The sequence below is a fragment of the Bradyrhizobium sp. AUGA SZCCT0283 genome, assembly GCF_018130385.1.
Classification (GTDB): domain Bacteria; phylum Pseudomonadota; class Alphaproteobacteria; order Rhizobiales; family Xanthobacteraceae; genus Bradyrhizobium.
The window spans coordinates 194,432-211,211 of sequence record NZ_JAFCLU010000005.1; the positions used below are offsets into that span (position 1 = coordinate 194,432).

The 16,780-nt window shown below is 63.0% G+C and carries 25 protein-coding genes; 12 read left to right on the top strand and 13 right to left on the bottom strand.

The window, feature by feature from the left end:
- Positions 1-672: 672 nt before the first annotated feature.
- Complete coding sequence (locus JQ624_RS10000; RefSeq protein WP_212418698.1) at positions 673-927, bottom strand: hypothetical protein; 255 nt, start codon at positions 925-927, stop codon at positions 673-675.
- 215 nt (positions 928-1,142) lie between these two features.
- Between JQ624_RS10000 and JQ624_RS10005 the strand changes: the two genes are divergently transcribed.
- Positions 1,143-1,385 (top strand): hypothetical protein, encoded by a 243-nt coding sequence (locus tag JQ624_RS10005; RefSeq protein WP_212418699.1) that lies wholly within the window; start codon positions 1,143-1,145, stop codon positions 1,383-1,385.
- A 28-nt stretch (positions 1,386-1,413) separates the two neighbouring features.
- On the opposite strand, the gene JQ624_RS10010 is transcribed toward JQ624_RS10005, so the two are convergent.
- On the bottom strand, positions 1,414-1,848 hold the full coding sequence (locus tag JQ624_RS10010) for a hypothetical protein (RefSeq protein WP_212418700.1): 435 nt from the start codon (positions 1,846-1,848) through the stop codon (positions 1,414-1,416).
- Positions 1,849-2,026: 178 nt separating this feature from the next.
- Here JQ624_RS10010 and JQ624_RS10015 point away from each other — a divergent pair, with 178 nt between their 5' ends.
- Entirely contained in the window at positions 2,027-2,815 is a 789-nt protein-coding gene (locus JQ624_RS10015) for an SDR family NAD(P)-dependent oxidoreductase (RefSeq protein ID WP_212418701.1), read from the top strand.
- Positions 2,816-2,923: 108 nt separating this feature from the next.
- Here the strand turns inward: JQ624_RS10015 and JQ624_RS10020 are convergent, their stop codons facing one another.
- The gene (locus JQ624_RS10020) at positions 2,924-3,079 is read right to left on the bottom strand and encodes a hypothetical protein (protein WP_212418702.1); all 156 of its coding nucleotides are present in this window, start codon (positions 3,077-3,079) and stop codon (positions 2,924-2,926) included.
- A 9-nt stretch (positions 3,080-3,088) separates the two neighbouring features.
- The gene (locus JQ624_RS10025) at positions 3,089-3,322 is read right to left on the bottom strand and encodes a DUF6894 family protein (protein WP_212418703.1); all 234 of its coding nucleotides are present in this window, start codon (positions 3,320-3,322) and stop codon (positions 3,089-3,091) included.
- Between the two features lie 246 nt (positions 3,323-3,568).
- Between JQ624_RS10025 and JQ624_RS10030 the strand changes: the two genes are divergently transcribed.
- Positions 3,569-3,754 carry a hypothetical protein gene (locus JQ624_RS10030; protein ID WP_212418704.1) on the top strand — a complete coding sequence of 62 codons (186 nt, stop codon included), beginning with the start codon at positions 3,569-3,571 and terminating at the stop codon, positions 3,752-3,754.
- 82 nt (positions 3,755-3,836) lie between these two features.
- On the opposite strand, the gene JQ624_RS10035 is transcribed toward JQ624_RS10030, so the two are convergent.
- From JQ624_RS10035 to JQ624_RS10045, 3 genes are all read right to left on the bottom strand, one after another.
- Positions 3,837-4,850, bottom strand: a complete 1,014-nt coding sequence (locus tag JQ624_RS10035) for a hypothetical protein (RefSeq protein ID WP_212418705.1) — start codon at positions 4,848-4,850, stop codon at positions 3,837-3,839.
- 254 nt (positions 4,851-5,104) lie between these two features.
- Positions 5,105-5,287, bottom strand: coding sequence for a hypothetical protein (locus JQ624_RS10040; protein ID WP_212418706.1), 183 nt, complete (start codon positions 5,285-5,287; stop codon positions 5,105-5,107).
- Between the two features lie 9 nt (positions 5,288-5,296).
- Positions 5,297-5,530, bottom strand: coding sequence for a DUF6894 family protein (locus tag JQ624_RS10045; protein WP_212418707.1), 234 nt, complete (start codon positions 5,528-5,530; stop codon positions 5,297-5,299).
- A 468-nt stretch (positions 5,531-5,998) separates the two neighbouring features.
- On the opposite strand from JQ624_RS10045, the gene JQ624_RS10050 reads away from it, so the two are divergent.
- From JQ624_RS10050 to JQ624_RS10060, 3 genes are all read left to right on the top strand, one after another.
- Positions 5,999-6,589 (top strand): NADPH-dependent FMN reductase, encoded by a 591-nt coding sequence (locus JQ624_RS10050; RefSeq protein ID WP_212418708.1) that lies wholly within the window; start codon positions 5,999-6,001, stop codon positions 6,587-6,589.
- Between the two features lie 243 nt (positions 6,590-6,832).
- Positions 6,833-7,189, top strand: coding sequence for a cytochrome C (locus tag JQ624_RS10055; RefSeq protein WP_312014406.1), 357 nt, complete (start codon positions 6,833-6,835; stop codon positions 7,187-7,189).
- 121 nt (positions 7,190-7,310) lie between these two features.
- Positions 7,311-7,493, top strand: a complete 183-nt coding sequence (locus JQ624_RS10060) for a hypothetical protein (protein ID WP_212418709.1) — start codon at positions 7,311-7,313, stop codon at positions 7,491-7,493.
- Between the two features lie 76 nt (positions 7,494-7,569).
- On the opposite strand, the gene JQ624_RS10065 is transcribed toward JQ624_RS10060, so the two are convergent.
- Positions 7,570-8,496, bottom strand: coding sequence for a ketopantoate reductase family protein (locus JQ624_RS10065; protein ID WP_212418710.1), 927 nt, complete (start codon positions 8,494-8,496; stop codon positions 7,570-7,572).
- Between the two features lie 241 nt (positions 8,497-8,737).
- Between JQ624_RS10065 and JQ624_RS10070 the strand changes: the two genes are divergently transcribed.
- Positions 8,738-9,013 (top strand): hypothetical protein, encoded by a 276-nt coding sequence (locus JQ624_RS10070; protein WP_212418711.1) that lies wholly within the window; start codon positions 8,738-8,740, stop codon positions 9,011-9,013.
- Here the strand turns inward: JQ624_RS10070 and JQ624_RS10075 are convergent.
- Positions 9,003-9,281, bottom strand: a complete 279-nt coding sequence (locus JQ624_RS10075; protein WP_212418802.1) for a hypothetical protein — start codon at positions 9,279-9,281, stop codon at positions 9,003-9,005. The two genes, JQ624_RS10070 and JQ624_RS10075, sit on opposite strands and share 11 nt — an antisense overlap.
- On the opposite strand from JQ624_RS10075, the gene JQ624_RS10080 reads away from it, so the two are divergent.
- The 3 genes from JQ624_RS10080 to JQ624_RS10090 all read left to right on the top strand — a co-directional run bounded on the left by JQ624_RS10080 (position 9,183) and on the right by JQ624_RS10090 (position 12,053).
- Positions 9,183-10,589, top strand: a complete 1,407-nt coding sequence (locus JQ624_RS10080) for an adenylate/guanylate cyclase domain-containing protein (protein ID WP_212418712.1) — start codon at positions 9,183-9,185, stop codon at positions 10,587-10,589. The two genes, JQ624_RS10075 and JQ624_RS10080, sit on opposite strands and share 99 nt — an antisense overlap.
- Before the next feature lie 353 nt (positions 10,590-10,942).
- The gene (locus JQ624_RS10085) at positions 10,943-11,428 is read left to right on the top strand and encodes a septal ring lytic transglycosylase RlpA family protein (protein WP_212418713.1); all 486 of its coding nucleotides are present in this window, start codon (positions 10,943-10,945) and stop codon (positions 11,426-11,428) included.
- Between the two features lie 172 nt (positions 11,429-11,600).
- Complete coding sequence (locus JQ624_RS10090; protein ID WP_212418714.1) at positions 11,601-12,053, top strand: pyridoxamine 5'-phosphate oxidase family protein; 453 nt, start codon at positions 11,601-11,603, stop codon at positions 12,051-12,053.
- Positions 12,054-12,160: 107 nt separating this feature from the next.
- On the opposite strand, the gene hisC is transcribed toward JQ624_RS10090, so the two are convergent.
- Both hisC and pdxY read right to left on the bottom strand, forming a co-directional pair.
- Positions 12,161-13,225 (bottom strand): histidinol-phosphate transaminase, encoded by a 1,065-nt coding sequence (gene hisC / locus JQ624_RS10095; RefSeq protein WP_212418715.1) that lies wholly within the window; start codon positions 13,223-13,225, stop codon positions 12,161-12,163.
- A gap of 104 nt (positions 13,226-13,329) precedes the next feature.
- Positions 13,330-14,178 carry a pyridoxal kinase PdxY gene (pdxY, locus tag JQ624_RS10100; protein WP_212418716.1) on the bottom strand — a complete coding sequence of 283 codons (849 nt, stop codon included), beginning with the start codon at positions 14,176-14,178 and terminating at the stop codon, positions 13,330-13,332.
- A gap of 111 nt (positions 14,179-14,289) precedes the next feature.
- Here pdxY and JQ624_RS10105 point away from each other — a divergent pair, with 111 nt between their 5' ends.
- Positions 14,290-14,559 carry a DUF2312 domain-containing protein gene (locus JQ624_RS10105; protein ID WP_212418717.1) on the top strand — a complete coding sequence of 90 codons (270 nt, stop codon included), beginning with the start codon at positions 14,290-14,292 and terminating at the stop codon, positions 14,557-14,559.
- A 200-nt stretch (positions 14,560-14,759) separates the two neighbouring features.
- Here the strand turns inward: JQ624_RS10105 and JQ624_RS10110 are convergent, their stop codons facing one another.
- Both JQ624_RS10110 and JQ624_RS10115 read right to left on the bottom strand, forming a co-directional pair.
- Positions 14,760-14,933, bottom strand: a complete 174-nt coding sequence (locus JQ624_RS10110) for a hypothetical protein (RefSeq protein WP_212418718.1) — start codon at positions 14,931-14,933, stop codon at positions 14,760-14,762.
- Between the two features lie 334 nt (positions 14,934-15,267).
- The gene (locus JQ624_RS10115; protein WP_212418719.1) at positions 15,268-15,618 is read right to left on the bottom strand and encodes a zinc ribbon domain-containing protein YjdM; all 351 of its coding nucleotides are present in this window, start codon (positions 15,616-15,618) and stop codon (positions 15,268-15,270) included.
- A gap of 444 nt (positions 15,619-16,062) precedes the next feature.
- Between JQ624_RS10115 and JQ624_RS10120 the strand changes: the two genes are divergently transcribed.
- On the top strand, positions 16,063-16,776 hold the full coding sequence (locus JQ624_RS10120; RefSeq protein WP_212418720.1) for an ROK family protein: 714 nt from the start codon (positions 16,063-16,065) through the stop codon (positions 16,774-16,776).
- Positions 16,777-16,780 lie beyond the last annotated feature (4 nt).

The window sequence follows — 16,780 nt, forward strand, 5'->3', positions numbered from 1 at the left end:
ATACAATTTCGCGATCTCGCGGCACATTGCGCCCGAGGTTTGCATCTTCGTTTGCCCTCTCGTCGATCAGAGGGCGCAGGGAAGACCGGGTGCTTGCTGCACCCGCGGTCTCGCGTGCGATTTGCGCTAGAAAATGCACACGAGCATACAGGGCAGCGGGAGCATTCCGGCCTTCCCTGCGCAATGGCTTTACGGCTTATAACGTGCTCTCCCCGGTGAACGGCTTTCTTGCCACCGTCGCCCGCGAGAGATTTGGTTTCCCGCGAACTTGACGCCAGCACCGCGGCGTCAGGACCACACGACTTCGCCGTACGCGATAGGCCACACACGTCAGTCGCAGCTCTCGCGTCCATCGCATCTCACCGCGCGTTCGTGACGATCGCGAGCGCCCCTCATCCGCCGTGAGACAAGCGGAGTTATGCCGATGATTTGCTCTCGAAGTTAAGCGGAATATTTTTGCAAAAGGGGCTGGACAGGTTTTGGGTGATTTGCCCGTCGTGTTGATTTGTCGCAGTCGTGCATCAAGATTGCGCTTGCGCGCAAAGCAAATCAGTTCGCAGAAAATCGGAGGGTGGGCAAAGCGACAGCGTGCCCACCATCAAGACGTGCGCACGGCGACAAATGGTGGGCACGTCGCTAACGCGCCTTTGCCCACTCTACGGACTGTCCCGGTCACCGCGTTTCTTCGGTCGCGCCCTTTGCGGCGGAGCGAGGCTGGGCTGGTGCCTTGGCGCCCATCTCCTGACAGGGCAGTTGCGTCCACGAACCGTCGGCCGCCTGCTGGTAGGCATGGCAGGAGGAGGCCGCAGGCACCTCGGTTGCTTTCGCCGTATGCGAATTCGCGCTGGAATTTCTGGCGAGCGTCGGCGCTGCCAACGTGAGGAGAGCTGCCGCCGAACCGAAGAAGATCGCTTGCCCTAACCGCATGGGAAATTCTCCTCTCTCGAAAAGCGGGGTCTTTTAATAAGAAGGATTGTGGAAATTTTTGGGATGCCCATGGGGTATGCCAGCGCTTGCTTAACGCTTTGCAAACGGCCGGGGACGCTGATGCGCCGCAGCACAAGACGAATTCTGTTCTCTCGATGAGGAACCAGTTCCATCGGCCGTGCGTTGGCTTGGCATCATGCCGAGGGCACGGCGTCATGCGTCCGCAAAAAAAGTCACTCTTCAATGCGCTGCTTACCCATTTCCTGATGGGCGTGGCGCTTGGGCTGTCGCTGGTCCTATTGCTCAGCCTGATCGATGCCTTCCATGTCAGGGACCTCGTTGCCAAAAGCGGCGCACCGGTTCAGACCATGCTGATGCTGGTCACGACCTACGGGCTGATGTTCGGCATCGGCGCGGCGCTGACCGGTCTGGTGCTGACGCTGGAGGACGAGAGCTGACGGCGAATGCCGGGCTACCTGCTGCCGATCAACGGCGGAGGCGGGCGATCGCGCCGGCGACGATCTGCATGGTCACGCCGACCACCCATCCGGCCATGATCATCCATATCCATGCCATATGCGGATCGTGGCGCAGCACGATCACGCCGACGCAAGCGAACGCCGAGAACGCCGCGAGGAAGGTGCCGATCGCGCTGAGCAGTTCCGGCGTATCGATCTTGCCGACCCAGGTGCCATCGGCGGGCCGGCCGGTCGATGCGTTGAAGGGCAATGGCGGCGTATCGATGCCGAGATAAAAGCCGACGGCGCCGCCGATCATCATCAGGAGCAGGAAGGCCTGGTTAGTGAGTGCGGCGTGGCTCGTTCCCACCAGAGCCGCCACGAACAACCCGCTTGCCGCGCCTGCCATTGCAAGCCCAAGACGTTCCAGAACGTGGGCGACTTTTCGAACGCGGGTTTGCATGGTGGTTGAGCCCCGCCGGTTGCTGGGAGGACATTAGGACGGTTTCCGATAAGGTGGAAGCAACCTAGCGGTGCAGGTGGCGCCCGTATTGATGCAGCGCAAGGTTCGGCCAGCAACGCCGCGCGTAGGGCTGCAATAGCGAAGTGTACCAAGACTTGTTTCTATGGGAGACGCGAACATGAGCCTGTTCAACAATCCATTCGATCCCGCACGCGAGGCGGCGCTCGTCACCGGCGCAGGTAACGGAATCGGCCGCGCGATCGCGCAAGCCCTGGTCGGTGAGGGCGTGCGCACGGTATTCGCCGACGTGAACCGGGATACGGTGACTGCGGCCGTGAAAGCTTCGGCCCGGCCGGAACTGGCGGTGCCCTGGATCGGCGATCTCGCTGATCCTGCCGCGCGCGAGGCGTTGCTGGCGGAAGCAGCCGCCGCCGTCGGGCGCGTGACGCATTTTGTGCACAGCGCCTCGCCGCCGCGGCGTGAAGCCGATCACGTGCTTGGCGTCAGCACGGAGACCTGGGCGCAGATGCATGCGGTGAACCTTGAAGCCGGATTCCATCTCTCGCGCGAACTGGCGCGAAAGCTGATCGCCGACAAACAGCCCGGTTCGTTCCTGCTGCTGACCTCGCTGCATGCCGGCACGCCGCGCAACCTGCCGCACTACTCGACGTCGAAGGCGGGACTTTCGATGCTGGTGAAGGAATTGGCCAAGACGTTCGGCCGCTTCGACATCCGCGTCAACGCGCTGGTGCCCGGCGCGATCGCGGCCGGCGGCTTCGTCGCCGATCCCGCGCTCGCACGACACATTCCGCTCGGCCGGCTCGGCCAGGCCGCGGATCTTGCGCCGCTGGCGCTGGCGGTGCTGTCGAACCGGATATCGGCCTACGTCACGGGCGCGGCGATCGTAATCGACGGCGGCCTGTCGCTGACGAACTGGTTCGAGCCGCCGGAGTTGGGGGATGTGTAGGTGTAGATCTGTAGGATGGGTGGAGCGAAGCGATGCCCATCGCGCCTATGGCCGCGATTGATGGGTTTCGCTGCGCTTTACCCATCCTACGGGAGCGGGGTTACAGGGCTACTGAATGCCCTGATGCTTCGCGTGCCATTTCGGGCCGGGGCCGCGCATGTAGTGCAACTCGGGGCGGTAGGGGTTGCGGGCGAGATTGATCAGCCTGTGCCAATGAATCACGATCTCTGTCAGGTGTCGGAGCAGCGGTTGCATGGCCAGCATGGCGACCTCTCAATGCAGCCTGCCGAGCATGGACGAAAACGGCAGGACGAAGATTTCGTCGTTGAGATCGTCGCTGACATGCAGCGTCCAATCGCGCCAGTCTTCCGGGCCCTGCGCCGCTATCAGCGACTGCACGACGCGGGCGGCGTGGTCGCGCATCTCGGCCATGTTTCCGACGGCGGTGCCGCGATGATCGACGCATACGCCCTCGGAATTGGAGTAGTGGAAATAGACTCTGGCCATGTCCGACTCCCGCCATTGCGATTCACGCTAAAAAAATAGCAGGCGGGAGATCGACTTAATATTCGGGGAGATTGCGTACGGGATACTACGGGGGCCAGCGACCTCAGGTGGAACTGGTCGGTAAACTTGTTCGAAAATTATCTATTGCCGCGGGAGGAACGAGACTTTCGGTTCGGCAGTTTCCACGAGGAAGCCGCGACGAGTGAGTCGCTGCGGCGTGGACTGGTGGAACCCTGGGAGAGCGACATGATGTCGGAAATGCAGATCCACACGATTGCGCGCCAGATGATGGAGAAGCACGGCCTGACCGCGATCGCGCAAGCCGCCCACAATGCCCAGGCTAGCGAGAGCAAGGGCGATGCCGAGGAAGCCAGGGAGTGGCGTCATATCGAGGACGCTATGAAGATGATGCGGGGACCGCACCAGAGCTGAGTTCCGCGCGATCCGAAGGCCTGGAAGGAGCAATGCAGTCGCGCGAATGCGCGACTGACAGGCTTTTGTCGAACCCGGCTTGCTACCGCAGCGGCATCGGCGGGCGCACCACCGGCTCGCCGTCATCGGCGATCGTTTGCTTGGGCGGTGCAGGCGATAACGGTGCGGCGGCCTGCGCCGGCGGGAGCGGCGCTGCAGGAGCGGCGGCAATCGGCGCAGGCGAGTAGGAAGGCGAATAGGAATAGGCCGGCTTCGGCTTGCGCACGGGCGGCGGCGGGGCGGCCGGCCGCGATGCAGGCGGCGTCAGCGCCGACACCCTGGGCCGCAGGTTCTGCTCGACAGGCCTGGTTTCGGCCGCTTTGCCCTCTGAAGCCTTGGCAAGTTCACGCGCCATTTGGGCCTGGCTCGCCTTGAGCTGCGCGATGGTGGTTTTCAGCTCCTCGACCTGCTGGCCCATCGTGGTGAGATCCTGCGCCATCGATTGCAACTGGGCCGATTCCGCAGCAGGAGCAACCGCGGCAGTGGCAGTAGTGGCGGCGGGTTCGGGCTGAGCCGGTGCTGCGGCTGCCGTCGGTTGCGCGGCGGCCTGATCCGTTGCGGCGGTTTCAGTGGCCGGGGCGCTCGGCTGTTCCGCGGCGGCAGGCCTAGTTGCCGAAGGCAATGCCGCCAGCACGAAGGGCGGCGCCCACTCGGCGGCCATCGCCTTGGCCTGATCGCCATAATGCTGCCAGGCCGCGGCGGCCATTGCGCCGCACAGGCCGAGCAGCGCCATGACCACGCGCTTCACCCATTTGGACATCGGCCGTTCGCCCGGAGGCTTGAGACCATCCACCTTGATCTCGCTTGGCCTGACGTTCTCGAGCTGGATATCGCTGGCCCGAAACGTCGGTTCGACCTGCGGTATCGGCGCGCCGGCCGAAATCGGCGGCGTAACGTGGACTTGCGGCTTCGCCGCGACCTGGACGTGCGGCGCCGCTGGCGGGGCGGCCGGATCGTGCGCCAGCGGCGGCGCCTTTTCGGCATGCGCGTGCAGCAGCGATTCGATTGCGAAGACGTCGTGCGGATCGGTGTCTTTCAGCGTCGGCGTGGATTGCATTGGCGGTCCCTTGCTCAGTCCAATGTCACCCGCATCGGGCGGCGAGCATGCTTTGCGGCGTGGAAAACCCTCTGCCCAGAAAGCCTTGTCCAAGCCGCCACACGGCCAGCGAGGTTTGACCAAAGCAAGGCGATCTCGTGGAGAGGTTGGGGCCGCGGGTTCCGGTGCTGGAACCGGCACGCGAAGAAAGCGCGAAGGGAATAGGGGGATTTTCGGGATCTGGCGCAGAACGCCCCCGGGTGCGCGCTCGCGTCTTAGAGGGCGACGCCTGCGACGTCAGCGCGATGCCTGGCGTGCCATTTCGGGCCGGGGCCGCGCATGTAGTGGCGCTCGGGACGATAGGGGTCGCGGGCGCGCTCGATCAGGCGGTGGCACCGCGCCACGATCGCATCGAGGCGGCGAAGCAGCGGCATGAAGGGCGGTCGCGCCGGCAGCATGGCAACCTCTCAGTGCGGTTTGCCGAGGACGAAGGCGAACGGCAACACGAAGATCTCGTCGTCGAAATCGTCGCTGACATGCACGACCCAGTCGCGCCAGTCTTCCGCGTCGCGTCCCATGATCAGCGACCGGACGATGCAGGCAGCGCGGTCGCGCGCCTCGGCAAGGTCGCTTACCGCTTCGCCGGATCGATCGAGCCGGACTTCCCGTGAGTTCGAGCAGTGGAAATAGACTTGCGTCATGTTGGCCTCCTGTAAGCGAAGCTACTCTTATTGGTACGAAGCTAGCGCCAGAAGGTTCTGCCCATCCGTGATGCACCTCACATCCGGTCGTTAAGATTTTATTAATGCTGTAGAGGTCAAACTTTAGGCATGGAATCGCAGCGGAACCGGACCTCCCGAGCCGGCAGTTGCAAGAGAAGGCCGGCGGCGTAATGCCCGCCGGCCTTTTCTCTTGCAGCGAGCGCAGCCCGGATGAGCCAACGGGTCGCGCGAATGCGCGCCCCGCGACGAGCGCAATTGCGCTCGCGCAGTGATGGAGCTCCGCGAAATCCGGGTGCGGTGTTGGAGTGGTCCCGGATATCGCTAACGCTCATCCGGTGTGCTCGCGGCAGCGCAAGACGCGGCAGGCTCGGGCCTTGCATGGGAAGGACCCGCATGGTTCGACTGCATCATCCAATGTCTTAAGGTGCAGTCTAAGGTACAAGTGTCATGAGCAACCGCATTCTCGTGTTTTACGGCTCCTACCGTTCCGACCGCATGGGCATCCGGCTGGCGCAATTCGTCGTCGATGGGTTTGCTGCGCGCGGCGACGATGTCGAACTGATCGACGCCAAGGCGATCGGCCTGCCGATGCTGGACCGGATGTACAAGGAATATCCGAAAGGCGGCGCGCCGGACGCGCTCGAAAAACTGGCCGAGCAGATCCGCACCGCCGACGGCTTTGTCTTCGTTACCGGCGAATACAATTGGGGCATGCAGCCGGGGCTGAAAAACCTCACCGACCATTTCCTCGAGGAGTGGTTCTGGCGGCCTGCGGCGATTGCGAGCTACTCCGCCGGCCGCTTCTCCGGCGCGCGCGCAGCGCTGGCATGGCACGGCACGCTTTCGGAAATGGGCATGGTGGTGATTTCGAGTTCGATCGCGGTCGGGCCGATCGCGCAGACGCTGACCGAAGACGGCAAGCCGGCCGGCGAGGGCGGCAAGGCGCTGTCGCACGCGTTTCCGCGCTTTGCGGATGACCTCGTGTGGTGGATGGAGGCGGCAAAAGCGCAGCGGGAAAAGAAGAAGCCGCCTTATTGAGGGGGGCGTGCGCAATTGTAGCCCGGATGAGCGCAGCGATATCCGGGGGGATGTTAGAGTGGTCCCGGATGTCGCTGCGCTCATCCGGGCTACCGCTCGACGCCCCGATTGGAACGCAATTGTGGCAGAGGCGCACCCACTTTTCGCCACGCCTGGACAGCAGATTGCGCTTCGCCTGCCATCTTCCGTCTTCTTCCCCGAGCCGCCGCAGGCAGCTCATCCGCTCCGTGTACCGGAAAACTGATGTCGCCAATGAAAGCGCGCTGCGGTCTGCTTGTTCTTGCCGTGATAGTCGCGCTCGGCGGATCGGTGGCCGTCGCGCAGAATCTCGATCAGGGCAAGCCGGCGCCAAAATTGTTTGCCGAAAGTTGCGCGTCCTGCCATCGCAGCCCGCGCGGGCTCGCCAAGGGCCGCTTTCACCTCACGCTCTATCTGTTTCTGCAAAAACACTATTCCAGCGGTTCGAGCTCGGCCTGGGCGATGACGTCCTATCTGGAATCCATCGACAGCGGAAAGCGCGTCGCGGCGAAACGGCCGGCTACGACAGGCGCGTCGCGGTCACGCTTGTTGCGGCCGCCGGCGCCGGTGCCGGCGCGATAGGCCTCGCGCGATCAGTCACGACTTGCTCACGGCTACGCTACGAAATCTCCTCAGCCCGGCCATCTTTTCGACCTTTGCCGGCCTAGCATTCTAGGCGTGTGTGTGGCGGGGAGTAACGACGATGGTGGTGGCCGAGCTTAAGACCAAGGTGGAGAAGTACGAAACGAAAGCCTCGCGCTGCGAACAGCAGGCGCGGGCAGCGACCGACAAGGCCGAGCAGAGCTTTTACGAGGTGCTCGCCGGCTATTATGGCAGCTTGGCAACGGATTTTCGCAAAATCCTCGAGAAGCGGCTGGTTGCGTAAGGCTGCGGCCCTTAGCCCGGATGAGCGTTAGCGATATCCGGAGCGGTGTTGGAGTTGTCCCGGATGTCGCTAACGTTCATCCGGGCTTGTAGCTATTCCGCCGCCCGGATATCTCCTTGCCCCGTTCTACCAGCTTCACCATTACCTGCAGGGCGTGATTGGTCGGCGTGGGAATGCCGAGCTCGGCGCCCTTTCGCACCACATAGCCGTTGAGAAAGTCGATCTCGCTGGGCTTGCCGCGCGCGAGATCCTGCGCGGTGGACGACATCTGGTTCGGCATGGCGGCGGGAATTTTGAGGATCTGCTCGATGATGTCGTCGGCAATCGATACGCCGCAGGCACGCGCGACCGTTACAGCTTCCTGCACCGCGCTTGCGACGACATCCCTTGTACCCTCGACTTCCAGCATCGGGCCGTAGGAAATATCAGCCACGGCAGAAAGCGCGTTGAAGGCGCAGTTGATGATCAGCTTGCTCCACAGTGTGACCTCGATGTCGTCGGCGATCGTGGTGTTGATGCCGGCGGCCTGAAGCGTTTGTGCCAGCGCTTCGCTCGCGGCGGAGGGGCCGATGGCGAGGTCGCCGCCGCCGTGGTGCCTGACATGGCCGGGACCGGCCATCTCGCTGCCGACATAGACCACCACGGGAATGACGGCGTGGCCGGTCACGGCGGCAAGACGCGGCGCATTGTCGACGCCGTTCTGCAGGCTGAGAACGGAAGTTTCCGGCAGCAAGCGCCCCGCGAGCGACCGGCCGGCCTGCTCGGTATCGGCCGACTTCACGCAGACTAGCACCAGATCGGGCGAGGCAAGCGCGGTTGCGTCGGTCGCGGCTTTGGCGGGCAGGTGGCCGTTGAAAGTCTTGGTGTCCAGCAGCAGGCCATGGGCGTTGATGGCGTCGACATGCGGCTGCCTGCCGATGAACGTCACGTCGTGTCCGGCCCGCAGCAGCAGTCCGCCATAATAGCATCCGACCGCTCCGGCACCGACGACCGCGACTCGCATGCTCTTCTCCCGTTCGGCCTGACGCTGCGCGTAGGGCGAGTTAGCGCCCATGACAGGCTCAGCGTAACCCGCCGATAAGCCGCGAACGAAGGGCGGATACGGCCTTTCTGCTAACTATTTGGCCTCTCACTATTAATTGAGTGTCGGCGGCTGCATTGTTGCAATGCAATATAATGATATCGCAACGCAATAAAAGGGGTGTAGGCTTTGACTTAGAATCCTTATCGTTCGGAGAATTGAAGTGAAGAAAACTTACCTTTCCATCGCTGCCGCCGCCGCATTCTCGATTGCGGGTGCCACTGCCGGCTTTGCGGCGGAGTTGCCGAGCTATCAAGCGAAGGGGCTGCCGATATCGGCGGTGCAGGTTCGCGTGCTGGGAGCCGCCGATGTCAGGGAGCAGTCGCCGGCGCTGACCTCCACAGCCACTGCTCATCAACTCAGCGTCCTGACACCGCGGACGACATGGACGGCCGAGACGGCCGCGCCAACCCCGACCACCGGTCGCGTCATTCGCTGACCGACATCTCCATCGCCGTTTGAGCAAAAAGCCCGCGATTTCGTCGCGGGCTTTTTGTCTTGAGCAAACCGGCAAAGGCCACGAACAACGCGCGGGTTCCGTGGTTCGGTGCGCGCACGAGATGGGTTAGCGGGTGTTCGCGCTGCCTTCTTTCAGGTAGCATTGTCGCATGAGCGAAACCGATACTTTGTTTGCGGCCCTGCGTCAGTCGTCCGACGGAGCCGTTGTCGACATGCTCGAGCGTATGGTGCGGGATGCCCCGGATCATGCCTTGAACAAGATGAACGCGCTTGATCTCGCACGCACGGCAGGCATCGACGAAGAGCGGCTCATCGCAGCATTTCTGAATGCGGTCGGGCTCGGCATGTTCGAGATGACATGGAGCGTGATGTGCCCGAGCTGCGCCGGGGTTCTTTCCGCCAACAAAAGCCTGAAGACGCTGAATAGCGCGCAGTATAATTGCGCTTTCTGCGCCGCGGGCTACGAGACGACGCTCGACAATCTGGTCGAGGTGACGTTTACGGTAAGCCCGCGCGTGCGGAAGATCGCGGCCCATAATCCCGACGAATTGTCCGCACCCGAATATTATCGCCAGATCTTCTGGAGTTCGGCGATCGATCTTCCGGACGATCTGGAGAAGCTGCTGGACGAGGTCACGCTCGAAATCGTCGACTTGCCGGCAGGGGAGCGGGCCATCCTTTCCTTGCAGGTGCCGCAGGGCACGCTGATCGTGTTCGATCCCGTGACGCATGCGGCCCAGTTCCTGGAGGTCAGCGGCGACGAGGCCAGCGAGCGCCAGAACCTGTCGGTGATCTTCAACAGGGTCCAGGTTCCCGTCGACACCGTCACCTTGCGCCCCGGGCCACTGCGTCTCGCTTTGGACAACCGCACCGACGGTCGCGTGCTGCCGGCGGTATGGGTGGCGAACCCGGCACTGGACGACCTGCTGAAGCGACGAAAGCCGGTTCTCACGGCAACGCGGCTCCTCACCAATCAGACGTTTCGCGATATCTACCGGACCGATACGCTCGCCATCGGCCAGCGCCTCAAGATCCTCAGCCTGACTTTCCTGTTCAGCGATCTCAAGGATTCCACCGAGCTCTATGAGCGCGTCGGTGACCTCACAGCCTTCGATCTCGTCAACGAGCATTTCAGGCTGCTGCAGGAGATTATCGCCTCCGAAAGGGGCGCGGTCGTGAAGACCATTGGGGATGCCGTGATGGCGACCTTCGAGACGCCCGACCGCGCCATTGCCGCGGCGATCCGCATGCGCGAGGCGATGAGCGATCTTGGCGCCGAGCGTCAGCACCAGAGCCTGCGCCTGAAGATGGGCATCCATGAAGGCTCATGCCTCGCGGTCACCCTCAATGGCCAGCAGGATTATTTTGGCCAGACGGTCAATATCGCCTCGCGCGTCCAGGGCCTTGCGGCCTCGCGCTCGATCGTGGTGACGGAATCGGTGGTCGAGAACACGTATGCCCGGGCCCTGCTCGAGACCAGCGGGCTAAAGCCAGCGCCCCGGCGCGTGGCGTTGAGCGGCATTGCGGACAAGGTGTCGGTCTACGAGATTTCCTGACGTAGCTAGCTGGTGGCCCGGATGAGCGCAGCGATATCCGGGGCGGTGGTCGTGTGGTCCCGGATATCGCTGCGCTCATCCAGGCTACAGGATTCCAGCTAATCCTGTGACGCAATCACCACACTCGAACGGAATTGCGCTGGGGAAACCGCGCCTGATCGCGTCCGGCCACGCTTCCGCCCGGATTCGGTCCCGCCATTGCCGCGTGTTGGTTTTCGGCTTGGGCTGGGGCGCGAGCGGGGGATTGCAACATGTCTTCCATTGGCTGCACCGGTACTTCGTGCGTCGACGTCAGAGCAGGCCGCACTCAACTTGAAGCGCCGTTAGTTTCGGCTGCGCGTGCAGGGAAATTCATGCGGCTGCTGGCTGTCACGCTCGCAGCCGCATCGCTTGCGGCCTGCGCGCAGTCTTCGGTCGTCACCCAGAAATCCGAACATCGTGCCAGCCGGCAGGCGTCGCTGGATTACGATCGAACGACACCGTCCGTGACGACCAGGCGCGTGGCCGTGAGAAAGCACACCCCGTTTGCGTCGCGCAGAAATGCAGGCGACGTCAAAACGGCCTCGCATGGGGTTGCAAGCTTCTACACCGAGGGAACGAAGACCGCGAGCGGCGAAAAGTTCGACGCGATGGAAATGACCGCCGCCCATCCGACATTGCCCTTCGGCACCAAATTGCGCGTGACAAACGTCGCGACCGGCCGGTCGGTGACGGTACGGGTCAATGACCGCGGCCCCTATGTTCAGGGGCGTGTTGTCGACGTCTCCTATTCCGCGGCCGACGCGCTGGGAATGGTGGGGAAGGGTGTTGCCAAGGTCAAACTCGACGTCGTGCCGTGAGTAGGGCGGATGAGCCAACGGGTCGCGCGAACGCGCGCCCGATGATAAACTCCGCGTAATCCGCCGATTGGTCGCGAATGACCGCGCTTCGCGCAACGAGGGTTGACGCGCATCAATATCATCGTGCGAGCCGTCGCTATCGTGCCGTGGAAACCGGACACGGAGGCGATCGATGGATGATGCAATCAGACAGAAGATCCAATCGCTGCTGGATCGGCACCGCACGATGCGGATCGCGACCTTGCGGCCGGACGGCTGGCCGCAGGTGACGACCGTCGGCTATGCAAACGAAGGCTTCACCATCTACTTTCTCTGCGGCCCTGACAGCCAGAAGGCGGCGAACATCGCGCGGGACGACCGGGTGTCGCTTGCGATCGATGATGATCCCGCGGAGGTGATGGAGATCACCGGCCTTTCGATGGCGGCGCGGGCACGCGCCGTGACCGACCCGGCCGAAGCCGAGAAGGCAATCGGCCTCCTGATGTCGCGATATCCCGAGCAGAAGGCAATCGGCCTGCCAATGCCGAAACCTTCCGAGGTCAGGCTGTTTCGCCTGACGCCGACGGTGATTTCCGTGCTCGACTACGCGAAGGGATTCGGCCACACCGATCTTGTAACGTGCTGAGCGATGCCCTGCGGCTCAGTCGCGCAGCGAGTAGGGCGGATTAGCGGAGCGTAATCCGCCGATCGGTTGCGGATGCATGGCGGATTACGCCTTTCGGCTAATCCGCCCTACGCGCTGCCCAGGATGTCCGACAGGGCTGACAGCAGCCGGTCGATTTGCCCGTCGTTGCCCACGGTGATCCGCAGATAGTCGGAGATACGCGGCGCGGGAAAATGGCGGACGATCACCGCCCGTTGGCGCAACGCGGTGGCCAGCGCCGCGCCCTCGCGCGCCGGATGACGCGCGAACACGAAGTTGGCGGACGACGGCAGCACGTCGAAGCCGAGCCCGGCCAGTCCGCGGTTCAGCCGCTCGCGGCCTTCGATCACGCGGGCGCGGCTCCGTTGAAACCAGGCTTCGTCCTCCAAAGAGGCGATGGCGCCGGCCTGGGCGGGCCGGCCAAGAGGGTAGGAGTTGAAACTGTCCTTGACCCGGGTGAGCGCCTCGATCAGGTCGGCGTCGCCGATCGCATAGCCAACCCTTAAACCCGCCAGGGCCCGGGATTTTGACATGGTTTGAACGACCAGAAGGTTCGGGTGGGAGGCGACCAGCGGTATCGCGGTCTCGGCGCCGAAATCGACATAGGCCTCGTCGATGACAACGGGCGCGTCGGGATGTTGCTCCAGCAGGGTCACGATCTCGGCCCGTGACAGCGCAACGCCTGTCGGCGCATTCGGATTGGGTATGATGAGCGCGCCGGCCGGCCGGCGATAGTCGGAACTGCGGATCTGCATGGCCTGATCGAGCGGCACGGCCTCGTAAGCGATGCCGAACAGGCGGCAATAGACCGGGTAGAAACTGTACGTGATGTCAGGGAACAGCAACGGCGCATCATGCTTCAGCAGCGCGGCGAAGGCGTGGGCCAGCACCTCGTCCGAGCCGTTGCCGACGAACACCTGTTCGGGGCGTACCTGGTGGTAGGTGGCCAAAGCGGCGCGCAGCGCTGACGCCTGTGGGTCCGGATAGAGACGCAGCGTGTCGGCCGCCTCGCCACGAATGGCTTCCAGCGCGCGTGGCGAAGGACCAAACGGACTTTCATTGGTGTTGAGCTTGACCAGCTCCGCCATGCGCGGCTGTTCGCCCGGCACATAGGGTTTCAGGTCGTGCGTCAAGCTGCTCCAGAAACGGCTCATTGTTCTCTCCGGCGAGTAGCGAGTAGGGCGGATTAGCGAAGCGTAATCCGCCGAATAGTTGCGGATAAATGGCGGATTACGCCTTCGGATATCCGCCCTACGGGCTACGGGCTGATCGCGATGCAGTCAAATTTCCGCTCCGGGTGGACGAGCAACGTCGCGCTCTCGACGATGCGCATTTCCTCGGTGCCGCTGGCCGCCGTGCGTTCCAGCACGGCGAAGATGGCGGAGGCGGCATGAACGAGCGCATCCGGCGTGTCGGCGCCGCGGACGCGCGCGGCGACCAGGAGCGCGGCAAACAGATCGCCGGTGCCGTTCGGGCTGATCGGCAGTTTTGGCGTACGCACGCGCCAGGCCTTTGCGCGCTCGACCGCCAGCGTCTCGATCTCGTGCCGCTGCGTGTCGGCAAGCTCGGCGCTGGTGACGACGACCGTCCCGCGCGCCATGAACGCGCGCGCCGCCTTGAGCACCTGATCGATCGTGGCCGTCTGCGCCCCGCTCAGCCATTCGAACTCGAAATGATTGGGCGTGATGATATCGGCGAGCGGACACAACAGATCGCGTACCAGCGGCGGGATGTCGGCATGGACGAACAGGCCGCGGTCGCGATCTCCGAGCACGGGATCGCAGCAATAAAGCAGCGCGGGATTTTTGGCCTTGGCGCGCGCGACAAAATCCGCGACCACGGCGGCGTTGTCGGCCGAACCGAGATAGCCGGACAGGATCATCGTGGCGGTATCGACCGCGCCGCGCTCTTCGATTCCGCGCAAGAGATCGGCAACCAGCTCGGCATCGAGCACCCGGCCGCGGATGGTCTTGTAGCCCGGCCGGTTGCTCAACAGCGTGGTCGGCACCGCGATTACGTCGATCCCGTGCATCTGCATGGGAAAGACCGCGGCGCTGTTGCCGACATGGCCGAAAGCGACCTGCGACTGAATTGAAATCACATTCATGCGATGAGTTCTGGGGATTATCTGATTTGCCGGGGCGGGAACCGTCCGAGGTTAACACATTGGTTATTTGTTTGCGGGCATTTTCACAACCTCATTAAACAGGGAGGCACCATGTCTGACGTCACCATTCCCGGCGGCCGGATTCGTTCTTTCGTCGAGCGGATCGAGAACATCGACGGCGAATTGCAGGAGCTGAACGAGCAGAAGAAGGAAGTGTTTTCGGAGGCCAAGGGCGAAGGGTTCGATGTGAAGATCCTCAAGGAGATCATCAAGTTGCGCAAGCAGGACCAGGACGAGCGCGACGAGCGCGAAAGCCTGCTCGATCTCTACATGCGGGCGATGGAAACCGCGCCGCCGGAAAAGACCGCGAAGGCGGCCTGAGCGAAACGAAGAGCGTAGCTGAACCCTCATGGTGAGGAGGCGCGTAGCGCCGTCTCGAACCATGAGGCCCCGCTAGTGCCACTCATCCTTCGAGACGCCGCTTCGCGGCTCCTCAGGATGAGGTCTGACAGGGCGTAGATCGGATGAGCCAACGGGTTGCGCGAATGCACGCCTCGTTGGCTCATCCGGGCTACTTACTATCACCCGAACAGCGCGATGTAGATCACGTAGAGCCAGCCCAGGATGCCGTGGATGATCGCCCACAGGATCGAGTGATTATTGGTGTAGGAGATCGCGATGGCGAGCGCCGAGCCGAAGCCGACGCCGTATTTCGCGCCCTCGACCCGAACCCCGTAATATCGATTTCCGTTCATGGCGATCCTTCCAATGCGATAGACGTGGGGCAGGTTAGCGCAGCGTAACCCGCCATTTGTCGCCAATTCAACGGCGGATTGCGCCTTCCGCCTTCGCTCGTGGAGCTGCCAGTTGGCCCGCGCGGAAGAGACGGGAAGCCGGCGGCTGGCGCAGAAGATGCGGGCGCCGCGGCCGGGGCTTGGCCATGAGCAGTAGCCCGGATGAGCCAACGGGTCGCGCGAATGCGCGCCCGGCGACGAGCGCAATGCGCTCGCGCAGTGATGACAGGCTCCGCGATATCCGGGGCGGTGTCAGAGTGGTCCCGGATGTCGCCGCGCTCATCCCGGCGACTTGCTACGCCTTCTTCACGAATTCCGATTTCAGATTCATCGCGCCGATGCCGTCGATCTTGCAGGCGATGTTGTGGCCATCGGTCGCCTCGGTCAGGCGGATGTTCCTGACCTTGGTTCCGCCTTTAACGACCGATGACGATCCCTTGACCTTGAGATCCTTGATGACGATGACGCTGTCGCCATCGACCAGCAGGTTGCCATGGGCATCGCGGACGCCCGGCTCCGGCGAGGCCTCCGCGGCTGCCGCCGCCTCGGCGCTCCATTCATGCGCGCATTCCGGGCAAACCCACAGGCCGCGATCCTGATAGGCATGCTCGGAATTGCATGCCGGGCACTTCATTGCATCGTCCATAATCGGTCTCGTTCCCCTCTTGGCGGAGCGCACCGTAGGGTCATGCCCGGGCAAATCAAGCGAAAAAGGGGAGCCAGACGTCAGGCTTGACGTCGTCCGATGGCTGATGCCATCGGCTGCAAAATCTCGATCAGGGCAAATCGGCCAAGGGGTAGCCAGGGGTAGCTCGGATGAGCGAAGCGACATCCGGGTCTCGAATGATCCCGCATCTCGCTCATGCGGGCTACTTGCTGCCGTGCAGGACGGAGAAGTGCAGCGGCATGGCGCAGCACGAAGCAAACGCGTTGTTAAGAATTGGCTCGGGCTGATTTGCACGATTCCGATTCGTTCTTTGCGAACAAAATGGAGTCGGATGGAGAACAAAGCTGTGGTGCTGTTTGTTTCTCGACCTCGGCAGAGTATCGGCTACAGTTGTGCTTGTCCGACAGCGCAGGACGCGAGTTCATGGTGAAGAAAACGGGCAAGCGTGCATCGCGACACACGATCCTGGCGATCGACGTCGGCGGTTCGCGCGTGAAGGTCATGACCGACAGGGAGCGAACCAGGCGCGCGTTTGCGTCCGGTCCCGACCTTTCCGCGAAAATGATGGTGAGGAAGGTCAAGGCGCTGACGAAAGACTGGTCCTATGACGTCATCTCGATCGGATATCCGGGGCCTGTGATCAACAACCGGCCCTTGTCGGAGCCTCACAATCTCGGTCTCGGGTGGGCCGGTTTCAATTTCGAAAAGGCCTTCGGCCGCCCGACGAAGGTCGTCAACGATGCGCTGATGCAGGCGATCGGCAGCTACCAGGGCGGCCGGATGCTGTTCTTAGGGCTAGGAACGGGTCTGGGCTCCGCGATGATCGTGGATGGCACTCTGGAGCCGATGGAGCTCGCTCACCTGCCGTACCGCGGCGGCAAGACGTTCGAGCAATGCGTCGGCGCCGCAGCCCTCAGGCGCGTTGGCAGGAAGAAATGGCAACGCGCTGTCGATGATGTCTTGAAACGTCTGCTCGCCGCGCTGGAGCCGGATTACGTCATGCTGGGCGGCGGCAACGCCGACAAGATCGACAACCTGCCGCGCAAGGTCCGGCTCGGCGTCAACACCAACGCATTCGAGGGCGGATTTCGGCTGTGGAAGAAGGGGGTAGTAAAACCGCCCGGCGTACGCCGATAGAGAA